At 63.9% G+C, this 23,470-nt stretch carries 19 protein-coding genes; 16 read left to right on the plus strand and 3 right to left on the minus strand.

Annotated features, from left to right (window positions below; translation table 11 throughout):
* Positions 1-5: 5 nt before the first annotated feature.
* Genes AC3WJU_RS01520 through AC3WJU_RS01530 form a run of 3 tightly spaced genes read right to left on the minus strand, consistent with a single transcriptional unit; the run spans position 6 to position 4,388 of the window.
* A complete protein-coding gene (locus AC3WJU_RS01520) occupies positions 6-1,352 on the minus strand; it encodes an alpha/beta fold hydrolase (RefSeq protein WP_059389290.1) in 1,347 nt (448 codons plus the stop codon).
* The gene (locus tag AC3WJU_RS01525; RefSeq protein ID WP_284988232.1) at positions 1,345-1,842 is read right to left on the minus strand and encodes a GNAT family N-acetyltransferase; all 498 of its coding nucleotides are present in this window, start codon (positions 1,840-1,842) and stop codon (positions 1,345-1,347) included. Before AC3WJU_RS01525 ends, AC3WJU_RS01520 begins: the two co-directional genes overlap by 8 nt.
* 20 nt (positions 1,843-1,862) lie before the next feature.
* Positions 1,863-4,388 carry a DEAD/DEAH box helicase gene (locus AC3WJU_RS01530; protein ID WP_492258971.1) on the minus strand — a complete coding sequence of 842 codons (2,526 nt, stop codon included), beginning with the start codon at positions 4,386-4,388 and terminating at the stop codon, positions 1,863-1,865.
* A gap of 57 nt (positions 4,389-4,445) precedes the next feature.
* Here AC3WJU_RS01530 and AC3WJU_RS01535 point away from each other — a divergent pair, with 57 nt between their 5' ends.
* The 16 genes from AC3WJU_RS01535 (at position 4,446) to secG (ending at position 23,389) form a co-directional block, all read left to right on the plus strand.
* Positions 4,446-5,225, plus strand: a complete 780-nt coding sequence (locus AC3WJU_RS01535; protein ID WP_492258972.1) for a trans-aconitate 2-methyltransferase — start codon at positions 4,446-4,448, stop codon at positions 5,223-5,225.
* A gap of 138 nt (positions 5,226-5,363) precedes the next feature.
* A complete protein-coding gene (locus tag AC3WJU_RS01540; RefSeq protein WP_059389288.1) occupies positions 5,364-7,109 on the plus strand; it encodes an ABC transporter ATP-binding protein in 1,746 nt (581 codons plus the stop codon).
* 89 nt (positions 7,110-7,198) lie between these two features.
* Positions 7,199-9,010, plus strand: coding sequence for an ABC transporter ATP-binding protein (locus AC3WJU_RS01545; RefSeq protein WP_084784550.1), 1,812 nt, complete (start codon positions 7,199-7,201; stop codon positions 9,008-9,010).
* The gene (locus AC3WJU_RS01550) at positions 9,007-9,384 is read left to right on the plus strand and encodes a GntR family transcriptional regulator (protein WP_284988227.1); all 378 of its coding nucleotides are present in this window, start codon (positions 9,007-9,009) and stop codon (positions 9,382-9,384) included. The genes AC3WJU_RS01545 and AC3WJU_RS01550 overlap by 4 nt, the downstream gene beginning before the upstream one ends.
* Before the next feature lie 65 nt (positions 9,385-9,449).
* Positions 9,450-12,377 (plus strand): excinuclease ABC subunit UvrA, encoded by a 2,928-nt coding sequence (gene uvrA, locus AC3WJU_RS01555; protein WP_492258973.1) that lies wholly within the window; start codon positions 9,450-9,452, stop codon positions 12,375-12,377.
* Positions 12,378-12,477: 100 nt separating this feature from the next.
* Positions 12,478-13,194 (plus strand): HAD hydrolase-like protein, encoded by a 717-nt coding sequence (locus AC3WJU_RS01560; protein ID WP_284988226.1) that lies wholly within the window; start codon positions 12,478-12,480, stop codon positions 13,192-13,194.
* Positions 13,181-13,849 carry a lysophospholipid acyltransferase family protein gene (locus tag AC3WJU_RS01565; RefSeq protein WP_059389285.1) on the plus strand — a complete coding sequence of 223 codons (669 nt, stop codon included), beginning with the start codon at positions 13,181-13,183 and terminating at the stop codon, positions 13,847-13,849. Before AC3WJU_RS01560 ends, AC3WJU_RS01565 begins: the two co-directional genes overlap by 14 nt.
* 56 nt (positions 13,850-13,905) lie before the next feature.
* Positions 13,906-15,903 (plus strand): excinuclease ABC subunit UvrC, encoded by a 1,998-nt coding sequence (uvrC, locus tag AC3WJU_RS01570; protein WP_492258974.1) that lies wholly within the window; start codon positions 13,906-13,908, stop codon positions 15,901-15,903.
* A gap of 87 nt (positions 15,904-15,990) precedes the next feature.
* On the plus strand, positions 15,991-16,914 hold the full coding sequence (rapZ, locus tag AC3WJU_RS01575; protein ID WP_284988224.1) for an RNase adapter RapZ: 924 nt from the start codon (positions 15,991-15,993) through the stop codon (positions 16,912-16,914).
* Positions 16,914-17,930 carry a gluconeogenesis factor YvcK family protein gene (locus AC3WJU_RS01580; protein WP_059389284.1) on the plus strand — a complete coding sequence of 339 codons (1,017 nt, stop codon included), beginning with the start codon at positions 16,914-16,916 and terminating at the stop codon, positions 17,928-17,930. Before rapZ ends, AC3WJU_RS01580 begins: the two co-directional genes overlap by 1 nt.
* Before the next feature lie 9 nt (positions 17,931-17,939).
* The gene (gene whiA, locus AC3WJU_RS01585) at positions 17,940-18,920 is read left to right on the plus strand and encodes a DNA-binding protein WhiA (protein WP_133202987.1); all 981 of its coding nucleotides are present in this window, start codon (positions 17,940-17,942) and stop codon (positions 18,918-18,920) included.
* 109 nt (positions 18,921-19,029) lie between these two features.
* Positions 19,030-19,653, plus strand: coding sequence for a superoxide dismutase (locus tag AC3WJU_RS01590; RefSeq protein WP_492258975.1), 624 nt, complete (start codon positions 19,030-19,032; stop codon positions 19,651-19,653).
* 285 nt (positions 19,654-19,938) lie between these two features.
* Positions 19,939-20,949, plus strand: coding sequence for a type I glyceraldehyde-3-phosphate dehydrogenase (gap, locus tag AC3WJU_RS01595; RefSeq protein WP_059389281.1), 1,011 nt, complete (start codon positions 19,939-19,941; stop codon positions 20,947-20,949).
* Between the two features lie 9 nt (positions 20,950-20,958).
* Entirely contained in the window at positions 20,959-22,185 is a 1,227-nt protein-coding gene (locus AC3WJU_RS01600) for a phosphoglycerate kinase (protein WP_307053014.1), read from the plus strand.
* Positions 22,186-22,268: 83 nt separating this feature from the next.
* Positions 22,269-23,084: a triose-phosphate isomerase gene (tpiA, locus tag AC3WJU_RS01605; RefSeq protein ID WP_059389279.1), complete on the plus strand. Its 816-nt coding sequence runs from the start codon at positions 22,269-22,271 to the stop codon at positions 23,082-23,084.
* A 47-nt stretch (positions 23,085-23,131) separates the two neighbouring features.
* Positions 23,132-23,389 carry a preprotein translocase subunit SecG gene (gene secG, locus AC3WJU_RS01610; protein ID WP_059389278.1) on the plus strand — a complete coding sequence of 86 codons (258 nt, stop codon included), beginning with the start codon at positions 23,132-23,134 and terminating at the stop codon, positions 23,387-23,389.
* Positions 23,390-23,470 lie beyond the last annotated feature (81 nt).

Here is a 23,470-nt window from a genome sequence, read left to right on the forward strand (position 1 = left end):
GAACCTCAGTTCTTGCCGCGCACCATCCCCAGGAGCCGGTTGAAGATTCCTTCCCCGTCTTCGCCGATGCCATCGTGATGGAAATCCCCTGTGGTCCAGGCCTGCAGTCCGCGGACGGCGGCCGCGGTTTCCATGGATAGCTGGAAGTCCACATAGATGTCGTCGCGGTAGACAGCTGCCGCGACCGGCACAGTATTCGCCTTCAGCCGGGACACATCGTAGAGCGGTTTCCAGTCTTGTTTGCCGGCCAACAGCGCAGCCACTTCCTGCAGGGGCACGAGCGCTGGATCCTGTTCGAAGTACCAGGGGTAGACCATTTCGCCCGTAAGGAGCGGCTCCGCGGCGTCGGGATGGAACTCGGGGAACTCCCCGCTCACCCGCCACGCCGCCCAGCCGGTCGCCTGCCCCTGTCCGTAGATGGACTCGTGCAAGACCGCGTACAGGGGATTCGATGCCCGGGAAACGAGGCCGTAGACCTGTTCCAGAAAGGCGTCGGAGAGGCGTTCGCCCGCCGGAGACGGCACGAAGGCGTCCTCCAGGAGGGTGTGCAGGGCATCCACGCGGGCGTTCCCGCCCAGGAACGATCCCACCATTTGGAAGCGTTCCGTGGTGAGGCGTTCTCCGCTGGGCAGCCGCTCGTCCGTCGATTCCAGATGCCGCGCGATCCGGGTGACCCGCTTGCGGTCCTCCGGGTACCACCCGAAGTATTCCGCGTTGCGTTCCGCGACCCGTTGGAAAGTCGCCTTGTAGACGCGTTCGGCCGGACCTTCCAGCGGCGCCAGACCTCCCGTGATGAGCACTTCGCTCAAACCTTCCGGCGCGAAGGACAAGTAGGTCAGCGCGCAGAAACCGCCGAAGCTCTGGCCCAGGACGGTCCAGGGTTCCGAACCGAGGGTCTTGCGGATGAGTTCGGCGTCGGCCACGATCGAATCCGCCCGGAAATGCGTGAGGTAGTCTGCCTGTGCGGCGGCATCGCCCCGGAGCGGCAAGGTATTTCGGTCCGCCGGCGTGGACAGGCCCGTGCCGCGTTGATCCAGCATCAGGATGCGGAAACTCCTCGCGGCAGCCTTCATCCAGCCGGACAGGGAGGTGGTCCGGGTTCCGCGTCCGCCGGGCCCGCCCTGGAGGTAGAGCAACCACGGTAGCCGGGCTGTGTCCTCCTCCGAGTGCTCGGCGGAGACGAACTCCCGCGCGAAGACTGTGATCGTTTCCGCGGTGCTGTCGGCTTCCACACCTGCGGACGCCCAATGGTCGAGGGGGACCGCGAAGAAGTGTTCGGTGGTGCGGACGCCCCGGAATTCGTGACGTGCCCGGATGGTGTGCGCCACGCCCTCAACCACGCGCTCAGCCACGAGCCATGACCTTGTCGCTGCCGAAGGCACCCAGCGCTTCGCCGGTCAGCCGGAAGGTCGACCAGCCGTCCATGGGCACCGCTCCGAGGCCGCGGTAGAAGTTGATGGACGGTTCGTTCCAGTCCAGGACACTCCATTCCACCCGTGCATAACCGCGTTCGACGGCGGTGGCGGCCAGGTGCTGCAGGAGCGCCTTCCCGTGGCCTTCGCCCCGGGCATCGGGCGTGACGTAGAGGTCCTCGAGATAGATGCCGTGGACGCCTTCCCACGTGGAGTAGTTCAGGAACCACAAAGCGAATCCCTGGACGTCTCCTGCCGCGTTTTCCGCCATGTGCGCGTACACCCGTGGATTCTCGCCGAACAAGGCCTCGGTGAGCATTTCCGGCGTGTTCTTCACGGCGTCGGGCTCTTTTTCATAGACGGCAAGCTCATGGATCATCTGCAGGATCGCGGGGACGTCGGACACTGTGGCTGGGCGGACAACACTCATGATTCGAGCTTACTAGGCGCCTACAGGCGGTTGACCGAGGTCACCCTGACCACGGCGGTGCCGCTCTCGTCCGAGGCTGCCAGGTCCACTTCGGCGGAAACGCCCCAGTCATGGTTGCGGGCCGGGTCATCGAAAATCTGCCGCACCCGCCAGATGCCTGGTTCCTCCGTGATCATGAGGAGTCCCGGGCCGCGGGCATCGGGGCCGGTTCCGATGTCGTCGTGCTCGTCGAAGTAGTCGTCCAAAGCGTCTTCCCAGCGCTCCGCATCCCAGCCGCTGCCGGCGTCGAGCTCGCCCAAGGCAGCCGCATCCTCGTCCGCGAACAACTCAACGCGCCGGAACATTTCGTTGCGGACCATGACCCGGAAGGCGCGGATGTTTGACGTGAGCGACGGCGGCGGGGGAGGTGGAGCGTCGTGCGGCGTCGGAGCCACCCCGGAGGTGAGCTCTTCCCACTCGTCGAGCAGGCTGGAGTCGACTTGGCGGACCAGTTCACCCAGCCAGGCGATGAGGTCCTCGAGGTCTTCGCGGAGCACGTCCTGCGGGACCGTCTGGCGCAGGGCCTTGAAGCCGTCGGCCAAATACCGCAGCACGATTCCCTCGGAGCGGGCCAGCCCATAGAACTGCACGAACTCACCGAAATTCATGGCGCGCTCATACATGTCGCGGACCACCGACTTCGGAGCCAGCTCAAAGTCGCCCACCCAGGGTGCGGCCTTGCGGTACACCTCGAACGCTTCGCCCAGGATCTCCGCGAGGGGCTGCGGGTAGCTGACCTCTTCAAGCATCGCCATGCGCTGGTCGTAATCGATGCCGTCGGCCTTCATCGCGGCGACGGCCTCGCCGCGTGCCTTCTTCTGCTGCGCAGAGAGGATCTGCCGGGGCTTCTCGAGGGTCGCTTCGATCACGGACACGACGTCCAAGGCGTACGACGGCGACTCCGGATCGAGGAGCTCGAGCGCGGCAAGCGCAAACGGTGAAAGCGGCTGGTTCAGGGCAAAGTTGGCTTGCAGGTGAACGGTCAGCCGGACGGATCGTCCTTCTTTCTCCTGCTCGGCCTCGGGAATGCGTTCAACCACTCCGGCTGCCAACAGCTCGCGGTAGATGCTCAGGGCCTTCTTCATGAGCTGCAGTTGGGCGGGCCGTGCCTCGTGGTTCTCAGTGAGGAGACGGCGGGCAGCGGTGAACGGGTCGCCGGGGCGCTCCATCAGGTTGAGCAGCATCGCATGCGTCACAGTGAAACTCGAGGTCAACGGGTCCGGCACGGACTCCACCAAACGGGTGAAGGTGGGCTGGCCCCAGGAGACGAAGCCTTCCGGTGGCTTCTTCCGAACCACTTGCCGCAGTTTCTTCTGGTCGTCGCCGAACTTCGCGGTGGCTTTCGCCATCGCCTTCGCGTTCTCCACGACGTGTTCGGGAGCCTGCACGACCACCGTACCGGCCGTGTCGTAGCCCGCCCGGCCGGCGCGGCCCGCGATCTGGTGGAACTCCCGGGAGTTCAACAGGCGGGTGCGGACGCCGTCGTACTTGCTGAGCGCCGTCAGGAGGACAGTGCGGATGGGAACGTTGATCCCGACCCCGAGCGTGTCGGTGCCGCAGATGACCTTCAGGAGTCCTGCTTGTGCCAGCTGCTCAACGAGGCGGCGGTACTTGGGCAGCATGCCGGCGTGATGGACGCCGATCCCATGGCGGACCAGCCGGTTCAGGGTCTTGCCGAAGCCGGCGGCGAACCGGAATCCCGCGATCAGCTCGGCAATCTTGTCCTTCTCCTCGCGGGAGCACATGTTGACGCTCATGAGGTTCTGGGCCCGCTCGATGGCCTCCACCTGGCTGAAATGCACCACGTACACGGGAACCTGCTTGGTGCTGAGCAGTTCTTCGAGGGTTTCGTGGACCGGTGTTTCCTGGAAGTAATAGTGCAGCGGGATGGGCCGTTCGGCCGAACTCACGGTGGTAGTGGACCGCCCGGTGAGTTCGCTCAGGCCGGCTTCGAAGCGGCTGACGTCTCCCAGGGTGGCCGACATCAGCAGGAACTGGGCCTGGGGGAGCTCCAGGAGCGGCACCTGCCAAGCCCAACCGCGCTGGGGATCGGAGTAGAAGTGGAATTCGTCCATGATGACTGTGCCGAGCTCGGCTTCCTTGCCTTCGCGCAAAGCGATGTTGGCGAGGATTTCGGCGGTGCAGCAGATGATCGGCGCATCCTGGTTGACTCCCGAATCTCCGGTGATCATGCCGACGTTCTCTGCTCCGAAAATGTCGCAAAGCGCGAAGAACTTTTCCGAGACCAAGGCCTTGATGGGGGCGGTGTAGTAGCTGCGCAAGCCGCGGGACATCGCCTCGAAGTGCCCGGCGATCGCCACGAGGGATTTTCCGGAACCGGTGGGGGTTGCCAGGATGACATTGGCGCCCGACGCGAGTTCCATGATGGCCTCGTCCTGGGCGGGGTAGAGCTGAAGTCCGCGGCTCTCCGTCCAGGCGACGAAGCGTGTGTAGATTTCGTCCGGGTCAACGCGTCCGCCGTCGGGGAGCTGCTCAAGAAGTTTCATTGCCTTCCAGCTTAGTGTGGGTGGAGCAGACCACGGGGACCGACCATGGAGGATGCAGTGAAATGGGATCCAGCCAAGTACATCGAGTTCGGCAATCACCGCGACCGGCCGTTTTTTGACCTGACGTCGAGGATTCTGGCGGAGGACCCCCGGCACGTCGTGGATCTGGGCTGCGGTCCGGGGAACTTGACGGCGACCCTCGCGACGCGATGGCAGGGCGCCGCCGTCGTCGGGCTGGACTCCTCAGCCGAAATGCTGGCAAAAGCCCAAGTCCTCGCTGCCGCGCAACCGGGCCTTTCGTTCGTGCAGGCAGACATTGCCGGATGGGCACCGGAAGCGGACACCGACGTCGTGGTCAGCAACGCGGCGCTGCAATGGGTGCCGGGCCACTTGACGATGCTCTCCGCGTGGTTGGAAGCGCTGAGACCTGGTGCGTGGTTTGCGCTCCAGGTCCCCGGAAACTTCAGTGCGCCGTCCCACGTGCTCATGCGCGAACTGGCCGCTTCGCCGGAATGGTCCGGAAGGCTGTCCGGCGTGCTCCGCCATGACGACGCCGTGGGCGAACCGGCCGACTACCTGCGGATCATGCTCGACGCCGGATGCGACGCCGACGCCTGGGAAACCACCTACCAGCAACTCCTGCCGGGAGCCGATCCGGTACTGGAGTGGGTGCGCGGGACCGGCCTGCGTCCAGTGCTCGCAGGGCTTCCCGAAGACGAAGCACGCGAGTTCGAAAACCATTACGCAGCCGCGCTCCGCGAGGCCTATCCGCGGGGCCGGCACGGAACAGTGTTTGCCTTCCGCAGGGTTTTTGCGGTGGCACAAAAACGAGGCTGAGCGGGCCCGCGTCCAAAGGACGCCGGAAGTGCCGCGTTTACAAGGTTTCGCACTGTGTTCTGAACTACAATGGCAACGCGATCTCGGGGTGGCATCGTGTGGAATCCGCTGCTCCGGAGGCCAACGATTGGAGGCAGTGTGCTGGCATCCTTGCTGTTGCAGCGCCTCGCCCCCTACAAGCCCCACGTGCTGGCCATCGTTCTCCTGCAGCTCGTCCAGACCGGCGCCACACTCCTCCTGCCCACCTTCAACGCGAAGATCGTCGACGACGGCCTGGTCGCCGGGAACAGCGAGGTAATCCTGCGCCTGGGTACCTGGATGCTGGTCCTCACGGTGATCCAGGTGCTCGCCGCGGTGCTCGCCGGCTACCTCGGAGCGATTGTCGCCATGAAGGTCGGCCGCGGGCTGCGGCAGGAACTCTTCGACAAGATTCATTCCCTGCCCGACCAGGACGTCGCAGCCTTCGGACCGGCCAGCCTCGTGGTCAGGACGACGAATGATGTCCTGCAGCTGCAGAACATCACGGTCCTGGTTTTCAGCATGCTGGTGGCGGCGCCCGTCATGGGCATCGGAGGCGTGATCCTGGCGGTCGAACAGGACGTTGCCCTGTCTTGGATCGTTTTCGCCATCGTTCCCGTGTTGCTCGCCATCATGCTGTTGATTGTCCGCAAGCTCGTCCCGCTGTACCGCGAGGGCCAAGGCTTGGTGGACCGGATCAATAGCGTCCTCCGGGAACAGATCCTGGGGACCGCGGTCATTCGTGCGTTCGTCCGCCAGCCGTTCGAGATGAAACGGTTCGAGGCCGCCAACGACGCACTGACAAGGAACAATCTCCGTTCGGCCAGGATTGTCGCGGCCATGCTTCCCCTCGTCATGACCGTGGTCAATCTTTCATCCGCGGGCGTGGTCTGGCTAGGCGGGCACCGCATCATCGCGGGAGACATGGAGCTGGGTGCGCTCACGGCGTTCATCGCCTACATCATGCAGATCCTCCTCGCGATCATGATGGCAATGTACGTGTTGAGCACGGCCCCGCGGGCGGCTGTCAGCGCTGAACGCGTCACCGAAGTGCTCAACACGGAATCAGAAATCACGCAGCCGGGAAACACTGCCGGCGGGATGGTGGCACGCCCCTCGCGGGCTGAAGGCCTGCGCTTCGACAATGTCGTTTTCGCCTACCCGGGAGCCGAAACACCAGTAGTGGAAAGCATCACATTCCACGCGGCTCCGGGAAGCACGACCGCGGTCATCGGCTCCACGGGAAGCGGCAAGTCGACCATCGTCAGCCTTGTGCCGAGGCTGCTTGAGGTGAGCAGTGGAAGCATCTCGCTCGACGGCCGGGACATCGCGGCCGTTCCGCTCAATGCCTTGCGCAACCAGCTCGGCGTCGTGCCCCAGGAGAGTTGGCTGTTCCGCGGAACCATCGCCGAGAACCTGCGGATTTCCTTGCCTTCCGCGACAGATTCGCAATTGTGGCATGCCCTTGAGACGGCCCAGGCCGCGGATTTCGTGAACGAGTTGCCGCAAGGACTGGAGACCATGTTGTCCCAGGGCGGCGCCGGTCTGTCCGGCGGCCAGCGGCAGCGCTTATGCATAGCCCGCGCCATTCTGCGCCCTGCATCCGTCTATTTGTTTGACGACAGCTTCTCTGCGTTGGACACGGTGACGGAAGCAAAGCTCCGGGCCGCGCTTGAACCGGAACTCCGGGGGGCGACCGTCATCATTGTCGCCCAGCGCATCAACACCGTGGTGTCGGCGGACCAGATACTGCTCATCGACGAGGGCCGCCTGGTGGCACAAGGAACCCATGCCGAACTTCTCGAGTCCTCGGAAACTTACCGGGAAATCGTAGCGTCCCAGCTGGAAACGGACGACGCCGCGTGAGCAGCGAAGGCGAACACCTCGCCATTCCAGCGAAACCGTCGCGGTCGCTCCTCCGCCTGGTGGGCTTGATGAAGCCCTCCCGGGGAATCATGACCGCCGCGATCCTGTGCATCTGCGGCTTTGTCACGCTCAATGTCGCCGCACCCAAAATACTCGGTGACGCCACCGACGTCATCGCCGCCGCCGTGTTCGGCGCGCAGTTCGACGCCGGGCGCTTCGTCTTCCTCTTGCTCCTGGCCGCAGGCATGTATTGCGTCACGTCGCTGCTTAGCTGGGCGCAGGGCCGCCTCAACGCCCTCGCCGTCCAGCGCCTCGCACACGACCTCCGCGAAGCCGTGGAAGGGAAACTGCATCGCCTTCCCGTGGCCTACTACGACGGCCGCTCCCGGGGCGACGTGCTGAGCCGCGCGACGAACGACCTCGACAACGTGTCGCAGACGCTCAACCAGCTCCTCTCCCAGCTCCTGACCTCAACACTGATGGTCATCGGCTCGCTCGTGATGATGCTGCTGCTTTCGCCGCTCCTCGCCGTCGTGTCCCTGCTGGCAGTTCCGGTTTCGGCGCTGGCGTCGATTATCGTGACCCGACGCTCGCAGAAATACTTCGTCCGGCAGTGGGAAGCCACGAGCGACGTGAACTCGCTTGTGGAGGAGACAGCCACGGGTCACGAGACCATCAAGCTTTTCAACGCCCAGTCATCGATGGCGGTCCGCTTCGCTGATCACAACGACGGGCTTTACGCGGCCAGTTCCAAGGCACAGTTCGCTTCAGGGTTGCTGGTGCCCCTCATGGCTTTCGTGTCCAACGCCAGCTACGTGGGGGTTGCCATTGTCGGTGCCCTGCAGTTCCTCGCCGGGGCGATGAGTATCGGGGGCATTCAAGCGTTCATCCAATTCAACCGCCTCTTCAGCCAGCCGCTGGGCCAGATCGGCGGATTGGCCCAGGTCCTGCAATCATGCGCGGTTTCCGCCAGCAGGGTCTTCGAGCTGCTGGACGCCGCCGAACTGACAGGGGAACGTGCGGAACAGGGCGCAGATGCGCGCGCCGACTCCGGTCCGGGCCTTGAGTCGCGGTTTGACGCGCAGTTTGATGCCCCTTCGGGACGCGTTGCCTTCGAACACATCTCCTTCAGCTACCGGCCGGATGCGCCCCTCATCGAGGACCTGTCCTTCCAGGTGGAACCGGGACAGACAGTTGCGATTGTCGGGCACACCGGAGCCGGGAAGACCACACTGGTCAGCCTCCTCATGCGTTTCCACGAACTCGGCTCCGGACGGATCACCATCGACGGCGTTGACATCGCGGGCATGGGACGCGACGCACTCCGCCGGAATTTCGGCGTCGTTCTCCAGGATCCGTGGATTTTCACCGGCACCATCCGGGAGAACATCGAGTATGGCTTTCCGGGCGCCAGCGAGGCCGAGATCGTGGCCGCAGCCGAGGCGAGCCACGTCGACCACTTTGTCCGCTCGCTGCCCAACGGGTACTCAACCATGCTCAGCAACGGAGGCGAACCCCTCAGCCAGGGCCAGAGGCAATTGCTGAGCATCGCGCGCGCACGGCTCTCGGGCCGCCCCATCCTGATCCTGGACGAGGCGACAAGTTCGGTGGATACCCGCACCGAAGTCCTTATCCGCCAAGCGATGCACCGGCTCCGGAGCAACAAGACGTCATTCGTCATTGCGCACCGCTTGTCCACTATCCGCGACGCTGATCTAATTCTCGTCATGGACCACGGACGGATCGTTGAACACGGCACGCATCATTCGCTGTTGGCGCTTGGCGGGCACTACGCCCACTTGCATGAAGCGCAGTTTGCCGCCGGAGGCGGCGAACTCGCCGCGATGCCGGTGAGGTCCGCGAAGCACCGCGCCGGGCAAGGAGAGAGGGAAGCATCATGAGCCCGCTTGAGTTTCCCGGTTCGTGGCGTCCCAATCAGTCCAGTACCGTCGCGCTGTACGAACAGCTTCGGCTCCGCGTCATCGAGTTGGCCGACGGCGGCATCCTGGCTGTCGGTACCAAGCTCCCCGCGGTGCGCAGCTTGGCCGAACAATTGGATGTCGCCCCCCACACGGTGGCCCGGGCCTATAAAGAACTTGAAGCTGCTGGAGTAGTGGCCACGCGTGGCCGCAACGGAACAGTTGTGTGCGCCCGGGATGACCGCTGGAGCGCATTGGCAGCCGTGGCTGCGAGCTACTCGGCGGCGGCCAAAGCGCAGGGCGCCAGTTTCGCGGAGGCGGTGCAGCTTCTGGCGGCTGCCTACGACGCCGATTGATACCCGTCGGTAGGCTGTGGGAAGCCACATGGAAATTCGAAGAAGTTTTCGATTAGCATTAGTGGGTGCCTAAAGCCGTAGCTGAAGTCCCCGCCGTCGAATCCTTCGCAAGTGTTTCCGAGCAGCAAGCTGCCACGCCCGTAAGACATGACCTGTCCCGGCTCGTGGTCAAGGGAGCGCGTGAACACAACCTCCGCAACGTCGATCTCGATCTTCCCCGTGACGCAATGATCGTTTTCACGGGCTTGTCAGGTTCAGGCAAGTCGTCCTTGGCTTTCGACACTATCTTCGCGGAGGGCCAGCGCCGGTACGTGGAGTCATTGTCGGCATATGCCCGCCAGTTCCTGGGCCAAGTGGACAAGCCGGACGTGGATTTCATCGAGGGCCTTTCGCCGGCAGTGTCCATCGACCAGAAGTCGACGAGCAAGAACCCGCGCTCCACAGTGGGCACCATCACCGAGATCTACGACTACATGCGCCTTCTCTGGGCACGTGTCGGCCGGCCGCATTGCCCCGTGTGCCACGAGCCGATCACGCGCCAGACGCCGCAGCAGATCGTCGACCAGTTGCTGGAACTCGAATCCGGCACCCGATTCCAGATTCTTGCCCCTGTGGTCCGCGGACGCAAGGGCGAATTCGTCGAGCTCTTCAAAGAGCTCACGGCCAAGGGATACTCACGCGCCCGGGTGGACGGAGATCTCGTCCAGCTGAGCGATCCGCCCAAGCTCGGCAAGCAATTCAAGCACTCCATTGAAGTGGTCGTGGACCGGCTCGTTGTCAAGGAAGGGATCAGCCAGCGGCTGACCGACTCGATCGAAACCGCGCTCCGGCTTGCGGAAGGCCGGGTACTGGTCGAGTTCGTGGATCTCGACGCCGAAGACCCAGCCCGGATCCGGGCCTTCTCCGAAAACCTTGCCTGCCCCAATGAGCACCCGCTGGCCATCGACGAGATCGAGCCACGCTCCTTCTCGTTCAACAACCCCTTCGGCGCATGTTCGGCCTGCAGCGGTATCGGCACCAAGCTCGAGGTCGACGAAGAGTTGGTTGTCCCCAATCCGGAACTTTCCTTGAACCAGGGTGCCATCGCACCTTGGTCGCTGGGTACTGCCACCACGGAGTACTGGAACCGGCTCCTCGAAGGCCTGGCCCTGGAGCTCGAGTTCTCCATGGACACCCCGTGGGAGAAGCTGCCGCAGGAAGTCCGGCAGACGGTGCTGCACGGCAAGGACCACAAAGTAGTCGTCCAGTACCGCAACAGGTTCGGCCGGGAGCGCAAGTACAGCACCGGCTTCGAAGGCGCCATCCAGTACGTTCACCGCAAGCACGGCGAAACGGATTCCGACTGGGCCCGCGACCGCTACGAAGAGTACATGCGGCAGGTTCCTTGCCCCGCATGCAACGGTGCGCGGCTCAACCCGGCGTCGCTGTCCGTGCTGATCAACGGCAAGTCCATCGCCGAAGTTGCGGCCCTTCCGATGCGTGATTGCGCGGATTTCCTCGGTAGCCTCACGCTCACCGACCGCGAGGCCCAGATCGCCCACCAGGTTCTCAAGGAGATCCAGGCGCGCCTGACATTCCTCTTGGACGTCGGGCTCGAATACTTGAATCTCGAACGGCCGTCCGGGACCTTGTCCGGTGGCGAAGCCCAGCGTATCCGGCTCGCCACGCAGATCGGCTCCGGCCTGGTGGGCGTCCTGTATGTCCTGGACGAGCCGTCCATCGGGCTGCACCAGAAGGACAACCGCCGCCTGATCGAGACGCTCACCCGATTGCGCGATCTCGGCAACACGCTGATTGTGGTCGAACACGACGAGGACACGATCCACGAGGCCGACTGGGTTGTGGATATTGGACCCGGCGCCGGTGAGCACGGTGGCCAGGTGGTGCACTCCGGTTCCTACAAGGAGCTCCTGGAAAACACGGACTCGCTGACCGGCGACTACTTGTCCGGCCGGCGCAAGATCGACATCCCGGCCAAGCGGCGCAATTATGACAAGAAGCGCGAGCTCAAGGTCATCGGCGCACGCGAAAACAACCTGAACAACGTTGACGCGACGTTCCCGCTGGGCCTCTTCACGGCAGTCACTGGCGTCAGTGGATCGGGGAAGTCCACCCTGGTGAACGAGATCCTTTACAAGGTCCTTGCCAACAAGCTCAACGGTGCCAAGCAGGTCGCCGGCCGGCATCGCTCCGTGGCAGGCCTTGAGCACCTCGACAAAGTGGTGCACGTGGACCAGAGCCCCATCGGGCGGACCCCGCGCTCCAACCCTGCCACGTACACGGGCGTCTTCGACAACATCCGGAAGCTTTTCGCGGAAACCACCGAAGCCAAGGTCCGTGGATACCAGCCTGGACGGTTCTCCTTCAACGTCAAGGGCGGCCGCTGCGAGGCGTGCTCCGGTGACGGCACCCTGAAGATCGAGATGAACTTCCTGCCGGACGTCTATGTTCCCTGCGAGGTGTGCCACGGTGCCCGGTACAACCGCGAGACCCTGGAGGTCCATTACAAGGGCAAGACCATCGCGGACGTCCTCAACATGCCCATCGAGGAGGGTGCCGAGTTCTTTGCCGCTTTCACCCCCATTGCCCGGCATTTGAACACCCTCGTCGACGTCGGCCTAGGTTATGTCCGGCTCGGGCAGCCGGCCACCACGCTTTCCGGCGGCGAGGCGCAGCGCGTGAAGCTGGCCTCGGAACTGCAGAAGCGTTCGAATGGCCGGAGCGTCTACGTCTTGGACGAGCCCACAACGGGCCTCCACTTCGAGGACATCCGGAAGTTGCTCATGGTGCTGCAGGGTTTGGTGGACAAGGGCAATACGGTCATCACCATTGAGCACAACCTCGACGTCATCAAGTCCGCTGACTGGATTGTGGACCTTGGCCCCAATGGCGGTTCAGGCGGCGGCCGGATCGTGGCAACGGGCACGCCCGAACAGGTTGCCAAGTCCACGGAAAGCCATACCGCAACCTTCCTGGCGGAGATTCTCGGTTAGCCCTGCGTGAACGGCCGGGGAATTTTTCGGCAGTGGTCGAAGTATTCCCTGGCCGGCATGTGAGTTTCAGGCATGCCTCAACTCGTGAGAAACTAACCCGGTGACTCAAACAATGGTGCCCGTAATCTTTGATCTGGACGGCACCCTTGTCGATCCTGCAGGCGGCATAACCGGCGGTATCGCCGCGGCCCTGGGCGAAATGGGGCTCCGTGTCCCGGAACAGGCCGTGCTGGACTCCATGGTCGGGCCCAAGCTCAGCGATTCCCTGGAACACATTGCCGGGGTTCCCACAGGAAAAGTCGACGAAGTCATTGGGCTGTACCGCAGCTATTATCGTTCCGTCGGAATCGCTCAAAGCCGGCTCTACCCCGGAATCCGTGAGCTCCTGCAGTTCTTCGCGGAGTCGCGGCGGCCGGTTGCCGTCGCCACCCAGAAACCCCAGGGCTTGGCCCACACCGTGTTGGAGCACCATGGCATTGCCGGTTTCTTTGCCTCCATCTGCGGTGCGCCGGACGACGAGTCAATAGCCGCCAATACAACTCCGGGTAAGGTGGCAATCGTTGGTGCCGCTCTGGCCACGTTGCGTTCCCAGCCTGCGGTGATGGTCGGAGACCGCCACCAGGATGTTGCCGGGGCCATGGCCAACGGCCTCGACTGCATCGGGGTCAGTTGGGGATTTGCGCCCGACGGCGAACTTCAGGAGGCAGGCGCCGTCGCCGTCGTGGACACCGCGGCGCAGCTGCTGAAGAAGATCGAAGAACTTGACGCTGTCCGCGCGGCGGCCCTGAGCGAGGTGCAGAACGATGGAAGCCTTTGATGTCATCCGCTGGACCACGCGCGGACTGATTTCCAGCACCTGCCGGCCCACGGTCATCGGGCTGGAGAACGTGCCCAAGGAAGGGCCCTTCATCGTGGCCCCGAACCATTTGTCTTTTCTGGACAGCGTTATTGTCCAAGCCTTGATGCCGCGCCCGGTGGGCTTCTTTGCCAAGGCCGAGTATTTCACCACCAAAGGCTTCAAAGGCCGCGCGATGAAGGCGTTCTTCCAGGCCGTTGGATCCATTCCGGTGGAACGCGGAGAGCAGGCAGCCAGCGTGCAGGCCCTCAAGACCCTCCTGGACATCCTGGAGAACGGCAGGGGCATCGGCATCTATCCGGAGGGAACCCGCTCGCGCGACGGCTTGCTCTACCGCGGGCGGACCGGTGTCGGCTGGCTTGCCCTGACAACGGGGGCGCCGGTGGTGCCGGTTGGCCTCATCGGCACGGACAAGCTGCAGCCCGTGGACCGGAACACCGTTCGTCCACAGCATTTCACCATGAAGGTCGGCGAGCCGCTGTACTTCGAGAAGACCGGTCCGGACCATTCCCTGCCGGCCAGGCGCGAAGTCACGGACAAGATCATGGATGCCATTGCGGTATTGAGCGGCCAGGAACGTTCCACGAGCTACAACCAGAGCAAGTCCGCGGAGTAGCGCTCCGCGAAGCGGGCCCGTACGGGGGAGCGCGATTCCCTTACTAGACTGGATCTGTGGCAGATCCAGCGAGTTATCGACCCCAGACGGGAGAAATCCCCACCACCCCCGGCGTCTATCGGTTCCGGGATCCGCACGGCCGTGTCATCTACGTGGGCAAGGCGAAGAACCTCCGATCCCGGCTGAACTCGTACTTTGCCAACCCGGCGGGTTTGCTGCCGAAGACGCACGCGATGGTGCACGCGGCCAGCAGCGTCGAATGGACCATGGTGGGCAGCGAGCTTGAGTCGCTCCAGCTCGAATACACCTGGATCAAGGAATTCAAGCCCCGCTTCAATGTGGTCTTCCGCGATGACAAGACGTATCCGTACCTTGCCGTGAGCATGGCGGAGAAGCTCCCGCGGGTACAGGTCATGCGCGGGGAGCGCCGCAAGGGCACCCGCTACTTCGGGCCATACACGGCCGGGGCCATCCGCGAAACAATGGACACCTTGCTCCGCGTCTTCCCGGTCCGCAGCTGCAGTCCCGGCGTGCTGAAGCGCGCCCAGGCCAGCGGCCGGCCATGCTTGCTCGGCTATATCGACAAATGCTCGGCCCCGTGCGTCGGCCGCGTCACCGCCGAAGAGCACCGGGCCATCGCCGAAGACTTCTGCTCGTTCATGGGTGGCGAAGCCAAACGCTTCATCACCCGCCTCGAAAAGGACATGGGCGCCGCCGTCGCCGAGCTGGACTACGAGCGGGCGGCCCGGCTCCGGGACGACATCATCGCGCTCCGCAAAGTGTTCGAGCGCAACGCCGTCGTGCTTTCCGAAGACACCGACGCGGATGTCTTCGCCCTGCACGACGACGACCTTGAGGCTTCCGTGCAGGTATTCCACGTCAGGGGTGGCCGGGTGCGCGGCCAGCGGGGCTGGGTCGTGGAAAAAGTCGAAGACGCCACCACTCCGGAACTCATCGAACACCTCTTGCAGCAGGTCTACGGAGAGGACAGCGACAACCAAGGCCGTATTCCGCGCGAAGTCCTCGTCCCTGAGATTCCGAGCAACCATCACGAACTGCTCGAATGGCTCGGCGGCCTCAGGGGCGCCAAGGTGGACATCCGGGTGCCGCAGCGTGGCGACAAGGCCGCCCTCATGTCCACCGTCCGCGAAAACGCCGAGCAGGCGCTGAAGCTCCACAAAGTCCGGCGCGCCGGCGATATCACGGTCCGTTCCCAGGCGCTCCAGGAACTGCAGGAAGCGCTCGAGCTTCCCGTGCCGTTGCTCCGGATCGAGTGCTACGACATTTCCCATGTGCAGGGCACCAACGTGGTTGCGTCCATGGTGGTGGTGGAGGACGGCCTCCCGAAGAAGGCCGACTACAGGAAGTTCTCCATCACCGGTGCGGCGGCAAGCGACGACACCGCTGCGATGCACGACGTCCTCACCAGGCGCTTCAGGCACTACTTGCAGGATAAATCCGCCCAGCTTCCCAAGAGCGGAGAAGTTCCGCACCCGGGAACAGGTGAACCGCCGTCGCCGGAGGATGCTGCCCTCACGGGAGCCAAGGCGAAGTTCGCTTATCCGCCCAACCTCGTCGTCGTCGACGGCGGGCAACCCCAAGTGAATGCGGCCGCCCGGGCCCTCGCGGAACTGGGCATCGACGACGTCTACGTCGTGGGCCTCGCCAAGCGCCTCGAAGAGGTCTGGTTGCCGGACAGTGACTTCCCGGTGATCCTGCCCCGCACCTCCCAGGGGCTCTATCTGCTCCAGCGCATCCGCGACGAAGCCCACCGTTTCGCCATCACCTTCCACCGGCAGAAACGTGGAAAGGCCATGACGGTGTCGGCGCTTGACGGCGTTCCGGGTCTCGGCGAAGCCAAACGGAAGGCGCTCGTGGCGCATTTCGGTTCGCTCAAGAAGATCAAGGCGGCAACGGCCCTCGAGCTCACGGCCGCGAAGGGGATCGGCCCGGCATTGGCGGAAGCGGTCGTCAGCCATCTCGCGGCGGCCGGTGCCTCCGGAGAGGCCGCTCCTGCCGTGAACATGACCACCGGCGAAATCCTTGAAATTTAGCTAGGGTAATAAGCGGACCCCTCCTGAAGGGGTCCGCTTGTGGACCATCCCAAAAACTTTGGACCATCTCAGAAACGGGGAAACTTGATGTCAGAGCCAACAGCAGGATCCGGCGCGGAGCAGGACGGTCTGGTACCCGTCAAGCCTGTCGAAGCGGAACTGCTGGTGGTGACCGGCATGTCCGGAGCAGGCCGGAGCACCGCCTCCGACGCCCTGGAGGACCATGGCTGGTACGTCGTCGAAAACCTTCCCCCGCAGATGCTGGGGACGCTGGCGGAAATCGTCTCGCACGCGCCACAGTCCATCCCCAAGCTTGCCGTCGTCGTGGACGTGCGCAGCAAGGGCCTCTTCACCGATATCAGGACGGCGCTCGGCGCGCTCAGCGCCACCGGAATCACCTTCCGCGTCCTCTTCCTCGATGCCAGCGACAACGTCCTGGTGCGGCGGTTTGAGCAGGGCCGCCGCCCGCATCCGCTCCAGGGCGGTGGCCGGATCCTGGACGGCATCGCGGCGGAGCGGGACGTCCTGAAAGAGCTAAAAGAATCCGCGGACGTCGTCTTGGACACGAGCACGTACAACGTCCACGGCCTGGCGACCGCCATCACCGAACTTTTCACCGACACGGGCCCTGTGGCGCTGCGCTTGAACGTCATGAGCTTCGGCTTCAAATACGGCCTGCCCGTGGACGCCAACTTCGTGGCGGATGCTCGCTTCATCCCCAACCCGCACTGGGTTCCGAAATTGCGTCCGCACACAGGGCTCGACGCCGACGTCAGCGACTATGTCCTGGGGGCCGCTGGCGTGAAGGACTTCGTCGACCGTTACGTCCTCGCCTTGGAGCCCGTCCTCGACGGCTATCGGACGGAAAACAAGCACTACGCCACCATTGCCGTCGGTTGCACCGGCGGCAAGCACCGTTCGGTCGCGGTCGCCGTCGAACTCTCCAAACGGCTCGCGCAATACCCGCGGGTCACCGTCACCACAAGCCACCGCGATCTGGGTCGCGAATAATGGGGGTCCTGACAGGACCCCTGCCGCTGGTTCCACCGAAAGGCACGCCGGGCAGCCAGCCCGCCAAAGGCCCCTCGGTTGTGGCGCTCGGCGGCGGACACGGGCTTTCGGCATCGTTGTCGGCACTGCGGCTCCTGACCTCCGAGCTCACCGCGATTGTCACCGTTGCCGACGACGGCGGATCCTCCGGGCGGCTCCGCGAAGAGTACGGCGTCCTTCCGCCGGGCGACCTTCGAATGGCGCTGAGCGCACTGTGTGACGACACCGATTGGGGCCGCACCTGGCGGGACGTCATGCAGCATCGCTTCAAGACTCCAAGCGGACGCCAAGGTTCCCTGGACGACCACGCCATGGGGAACCTGCTCATCGTCACGCTCTGGGAGCTTCTGGGCGACGCAGTGGCCGGACTGAAATGGGCAGGCGCCCTTCTGGGTGCCCGCGGCCAGGTCCTCCCGATGTCCACCCAGCCGCTGAACATCGAGGGCGACGTCCGGGTGCCACTGCCCGGGGGCGGGTACGAGTTCCAGATCGTCAAAGGCCAGGCCAAGTGCGCCGTTGCCGGATCGCTCGAAAACGTCAGGCTCCTTCCGGAAGACGCACGCGCCTGCATCGAAGCGTTGACCGCAATCGAGCTTGCGGACTGGATCATCCTGGGTCCCGGCTCCTGGTACACGTCAGTGTTGCCGCATTTGCTGCTGCCGGAAATGCGCCAGGCCTTGTGCGACACCCCCGCCAAACGCTGCCTCACCATGAACCTCGCCATGGACACCAAGGAAACCTCCGGGATGTCCGCGGCGGACCACTTGGATGCCCTGCGCCACTATGCGCCGGAGTTCAGCGTGGACGTTGTCCTGGCCGATCCCACCTCGATATCGGACCTCAAGGAATTCGAACGCGCTGCCGGGATGATCGGTGCGGAGGTGGTCTTGGGTAAAGTGGGGGCGTCGAGCCGCCGTCCAGTCCACGACCCGCTGCGTCTGGCGTCGGCGTATCACGATATCTTCGGGAATAGTTAGGAACATGCGATGGCACTGACCGCATCGGTCAAGGAAGAACTTTCCCGGCTGGACATCAAGAAGTCGTCCGTCCGCAAGGCCGAAGTTTCGGCCATGCTGCGTTTTGCCGGCGGGCTGCACATCATTTCGGGCCGCATCGTGATCGAGGCGGAGGTTGACCTCGCCTCAACGGCGCGGCGGCTGCGCGCCGCGATCGCCGAAGTCTACGGGCACCAGAGCGAGATCATCGTCGTCTCCGGCGGGGGACTCCGTCGGGGTAGCCGCTACGTTGTCCGCGTAGTGCGCGACGGCGAAGCCCTGGCCCGCCAGACCGGCCTCCTCGACGGCCGCGGGCGACCCGTGCGCGGCTTGCCGTCCGCCGTCGTCAACGGTTCGGCGTCGGACGCGGAGGCTGTGTGGCGCGGCGCGTTCCTGGCTCACGGTTCCCTCACCGAACCCGGCCGGTCATCCTCGCTCGAGGTCACGTGCCCCGGGCCGGAATCGGCGCTTGCCCTGGTGGGCGCTGCCCGCCGCCTCGGCATCCAGGCCAAGGCCCGGGAAGTGCGCGGCGTGGATCGCGTGGTCATCCGTGACGGCGACACCATCGCCGCGCTGCTCACCCGGATGGGCGCGCATGACGCCCTCATGGTGTGGGAGGAGCGCCGCATGCGGAAGGAAGTCCGGGCCACGGCCAACCGCCTCGCGAACTTCGACGACGCCAATCTGCGCCGTTCGGCCCAGGCCGCCGTCGCGGCTGGCGCCCGCGTGGACCGGGCCCTGGAAATCCTCGGTGACGACGTTCCGGACCACCTCAAGTACGCGGGTGAACTCCGGGTCGCGCACAAGCAGGCCAGCCTCGATGAATTGGGCCGGCTTGCCGATCCGCCCATGACCAAGGACGCCATCGCGGGAAGGATCCGCCGGCTGCTGGCCATGGCGGACAAGCGGGCCGGCGACCTGGGGATCCCGGGCACCGAGGCAAATGTGACCCCCGAAATGATGGACGAATAGGGCGCCCGTCCTAGAATCGTCAGGGTGTAGATTTCCGGCCGGTTCGCCGGTCGGATGAACAAAACGAGAGTTACCAAACGGACCCCGGTCCACTACATTGGAGGATTTCGTGACAGAGTACGTACTGCCCGAGCTCGGCTACGACTACGCAGCACTTGAGCCGCACATTTCGGCGAAGATCATGGAGCTGCACCACAGCAAGCACCACGCCGCCTATGTAGCAGGCGCCAACAACGCTTTGGCCCAGTTGGCCGAGGCGCGCGACAAGGGCGACTTCGCCAACATCAACCGCCTCTCCAAGGACCTCGCGTTCCACACCGGCGGCCACATCAACCACTCCGTGTTCTGGAACAACATCTCCCCGGACGGTGGCGACAAGCCCGAGGGTGAGCTGGCTGCGGCCATCGATGACGCCTTCGGCTCCTTCGATGCTTTCCGTGCCCAGTTCTCGGCAGCCGCGCTTGGACTGCAGGGTTCCGGCTGGGGCTTCCTTGCCTACGAGCCCATCGGCGGCAACCTCCTCATCGAGCAGCTCTACGACCAGAAGGGCAATGTCGCAGTCGGCACCACGCCGCTGCTCATGCTGGACATGTGGGAGCACGCTTTCTACCTGGACTACGTCAACGTCAAGGCCGACTATGTCAAGGCCTTCTGGAACATCGTCAACTGGGCCGACGTCGCAAAGCGCTTCGAAGCGGCCCGCGCGAACGCCACCGGGCTGATCGTTCTCTAGGGACTCCGCCCAGGATCGGTGAGTGACGCGGAATACACGGGGATGTAACAAACTTCACATTCAGGTGAATTTCGCCCAAATACCGGATTGTCTGCCCCCGCAGTTGCGGGGGCAGACGTAGTTAAACGTAAGATGGGTCACGGAAGGCGGTTAGCCTTCAGCAATGTGGCTGGTCGCCCTCCGATCTGATAATCACTTCTGCCCAATGGTGTGCGGGAATTGTTAGTTGGAATCAAGATCCGACTCACTAGGTGTGCTTGCAAGAGCACCAAGGAGACTGAAATAGTGACCACCCGTATTGGTATCAACGGCTTTGGCCGCATCGGCCGCAACTACTTCCGCGCAGCACTCGCCCAGGGTGCCGACCTCGAAATTGTTGCGGTCAACGACCTCACGAGTCCCGAGGCACTTGCCCACCTTTTGAAGTACGACTCCGTCGGCGGCCGCCTGACCCAGTCCGTCGAAGTCAAAGAGGGCAACCTCATTGTCGACGGCAGCATCATCAAGGTCCTCGCAGAGCGCGACCCTGCAAACCTGCCGTGGGCCGAACTGGGCGTCGACATCGTCATCGAGTCCACCGGCTTCTTCACCAAGGCCGCCGCTGCGCAGAAGCACATCGACGCAGGTGCCAAGAAGGTCCTGATCTCCGCTCCTGCTTCGGACGAAGACATCACCATCGTCATGGGCGTCAACCACGAGCTCTACGACCCCGCAGCACACCACATCATTTCCAACGCTTCCTGCACCACCAACTGCCTCGGCCCGCTGGCCAAGGTGGTCAACGACGCCTTCGGCATCGAACGCGGCCTCATGACCACGGTGCACGCCTACACGGCGGACCAGAACCTGCAGGACGGCCCCCACAGCGATCTCCGCCGTGCCCGCGCCGCAGCGATCAACATGGTTCCCACCTCCACTGGTGCTGCCAAGGCGATCGGCCTCGTCCTTCCGGAACTCAAGGGCAAGCTCGACGGCTACGCCATCCGCGTCCCGGTCCCCACCGGTTCCGCCACGGACCTGACCGTCACGGTTTCCCGCGAAGTAACCGTTGAGGAAGTCAACGCGGCTCTCAAGGCAGCTTCGGAGACCGAGCAGTTCAAGGGCATCCTCAGCTACACGGCAGACCCGATCGTCTCTTCTGACATCGTCGGCGACCCCTCTTCTTCGATCTTCGACTCCGGCCTCACCAAGGTCATCGGCAACCAGGTCAAGGTTGTTTCCTGGTATGACAACGAATGGGGCTACTCCAACCGCCTCGTTGACCTCACGGAGCTCGTCGCATCCAAGCTGGGCTAGGGTAGACACATGACATCTCACACCCTCAACGAACTGATCGCTGAAGGTGTCCGCGGGCGGTACATTCTTGTCAGAAGTGACCTGAATGTGCCGCTCGACGGCTCTACAGTGACCGACGACGGCCGCATCAAGGCCTCCCTCCCGGTCATCGAAAAGCTCTCGGACGCCGGTGCCCGCGTGCTCGTCACGGCCCACCTGGGACGCCCCAAGGGCGCTCCCGAGGCCAAGTATTCGCTCAAGCCGGCTGTGGCGCGGCTTGCGGAGCTCGCGCCATTCAAGGTCCAGCTCGCGGAAGACACCGTTGGTGAGTCCGCCAAGGAGCTGGCCGGGTCCCTGGACGATGGAGACGTCCTGGTCCTGGAGAACGTCCGTTTCGACGCCCGCGAAACCAGCAAGGACGACGCCGAGCGCGGCGCCTTCGCCGATGAACTCGTGGCGCTCACCGGCGACAACGGTGCCTTCGTGGATGACGCCTTCGGCGCTGTCCACCGCAAGCACGCCAGCGTCTACGACGTCGCCACCCGGCTTCCTTCCTACCAGGGTGACCTTGTGCACACCGAGGTGGAGGTTCTGCGCAAACTCACCACTGATACCCAGCGCCCGTACGTCGTGGTCCTCGGCGGTTCCAAGGTCTCTGACAAGCTCGCAGTGATCGACAACCTCCTCGGCAAGGCAGACACCATCCTCGTCGGTGGCGGAATGCTCTTCACCTTCCTCGCAGCGGCCGGTCACAAGGTTGCGGGCAGCCTGCTTGAAGCTGACCAGATCCCCGTGGTCCAGGACTACCTCAAGCGCGCCTCCGACGCCGGTACCGCCTTCGTCATCCCCACCGACGTCGTGGTCGCAAGCCGCTTCGCCGCCGACGCTGAACACGAAGTGGTCGCCGCTGACGCGATCGAGGACAGCTCGTTCGGCGCCTCCGGCATTGGCCTGGACATCGGACCGGTATCCGCGGAGGCTTTCGCCGAGCAGATCAAGGCCGCACAGACCGTGTTCTGGAACGGCCCCATGGGCGTCTTCGAATTCGAAGCCTTCTCCGGCGGCACCCGTGCCATCGCCCAGGCCTTGACTGAGACGCCGGCATTCACCGTGGTTGGCGGCGGCGACTCCGCCGCGGCCGTCCGGACCCTCGGCTTTGAGGACTCCCAGTTCGGACACATTTCCACGGGCGGCGGCGCCAGCCTGGAATACCTTGAAGGCAAGGATCTTCCCGGCCTGAGCGTTCTGGACCGCTAAGGCTACATGGCCGGGGGGGGGCCCTTCCTTGAAGGCAAGCGCCCCGCCGGCTTTCCCTATCTCAACGCATCTTTGGAGCACACGTGACAACTTCTGCCAACGGAAACTTCATCCGCAAGCCCTTCATTGCCGGCAACTGGAAGATGAACATGGACCACGTCCAGGGCATCACCCTGCTGCAGAAGCTGGCTTGGACCCTCTCCGACGCCAAGCACGACTACAGCCGGGTGGAGGTGTCGGTCTTCCCCCCGTTTACCGATCTGCGCGGTGTGCAGACCCTCGTCCAGGGCGACGAGTTGGACGTCGTCTATGGCGGACAGGACCTCTCGCAGTTCGACTCCGGAGCGTACACCGGCGATATCTCCGGCCAGTTCCTCAACAAGCTCGGTTGCGCCTATGTCCTGGTGGGCCACAGCGAACGCCGCACCATCCACAACGAGGACGACCAGGTCCTCAACGCGAAGGTCAAAGCAGCCTTCCGCCACGACGTTACGCCGGTCCTGTGTGTCGGCGAGGGCCTTGAGGTCCGCCAGGCCGGCACCCATGTGGAGCACACGCTGGCCCAGTTGCGCGCCGGCGTCGAAGGCCTCACCGCAGACCAGGCCGGCGAACTGGTTGTCGCGTACGAGCCTGTCTGGGCCATTGGTACTGGCGAAGTCGCGGGTCCCGAAGACGCACAGGAGATGTGCGCCGCTATCCGTTCAGAGCTCGCATCCTTGTTCGACGATGCTGTGGCCGCCAAGACCCGCCTCCTTTACGGTGGTTCGGTCAAGGCCAACAATGCGGCAGCGATCATGGCCGAAAGCGACGTCGACGGCTTGCTGGTGGGTGGCGCGAGCCTGGACCCCGCCGAGTTTGCTAACATTGTCAGGTTCGAGAGCCACCTCAGCGCGGCTTAGTCCGTTTCCGGTTCCGCTCCCGTTTTCCGTTCTTCTGAAAGGCCGTCGTGGACGTTCTTCAAGTCATTCTGCAGATTCTGCTGGGCATTACCAGCCTTCTGCTGACGCTGCTCATCCTCCTCCACAAGGGACGTGGCGGCGGGTTGTCCGATATGTTTGGCGGTGGCATGAGCTCAGGATTGAGTTCTTCAGGTGTCGCAGAGCGAAACCTCAACCGCTTCACCATCGTCTTGGGCTGCACTTGGGGTGTCGTGATCATTGGACTTGGCCTCATCATGCGCTTCACCGCGGGCGGAGACTCCTAGCACTGCCGTCGCCGGGATCCTCCCACTAGACTAGGCTGCATGGCCTTCAAGCCATGCAGCCGAACTCTCAAGGGGATCGAC

The organism is Arthrobacter sp. FW306-1B-F12A (assembly GCF_058781865.1).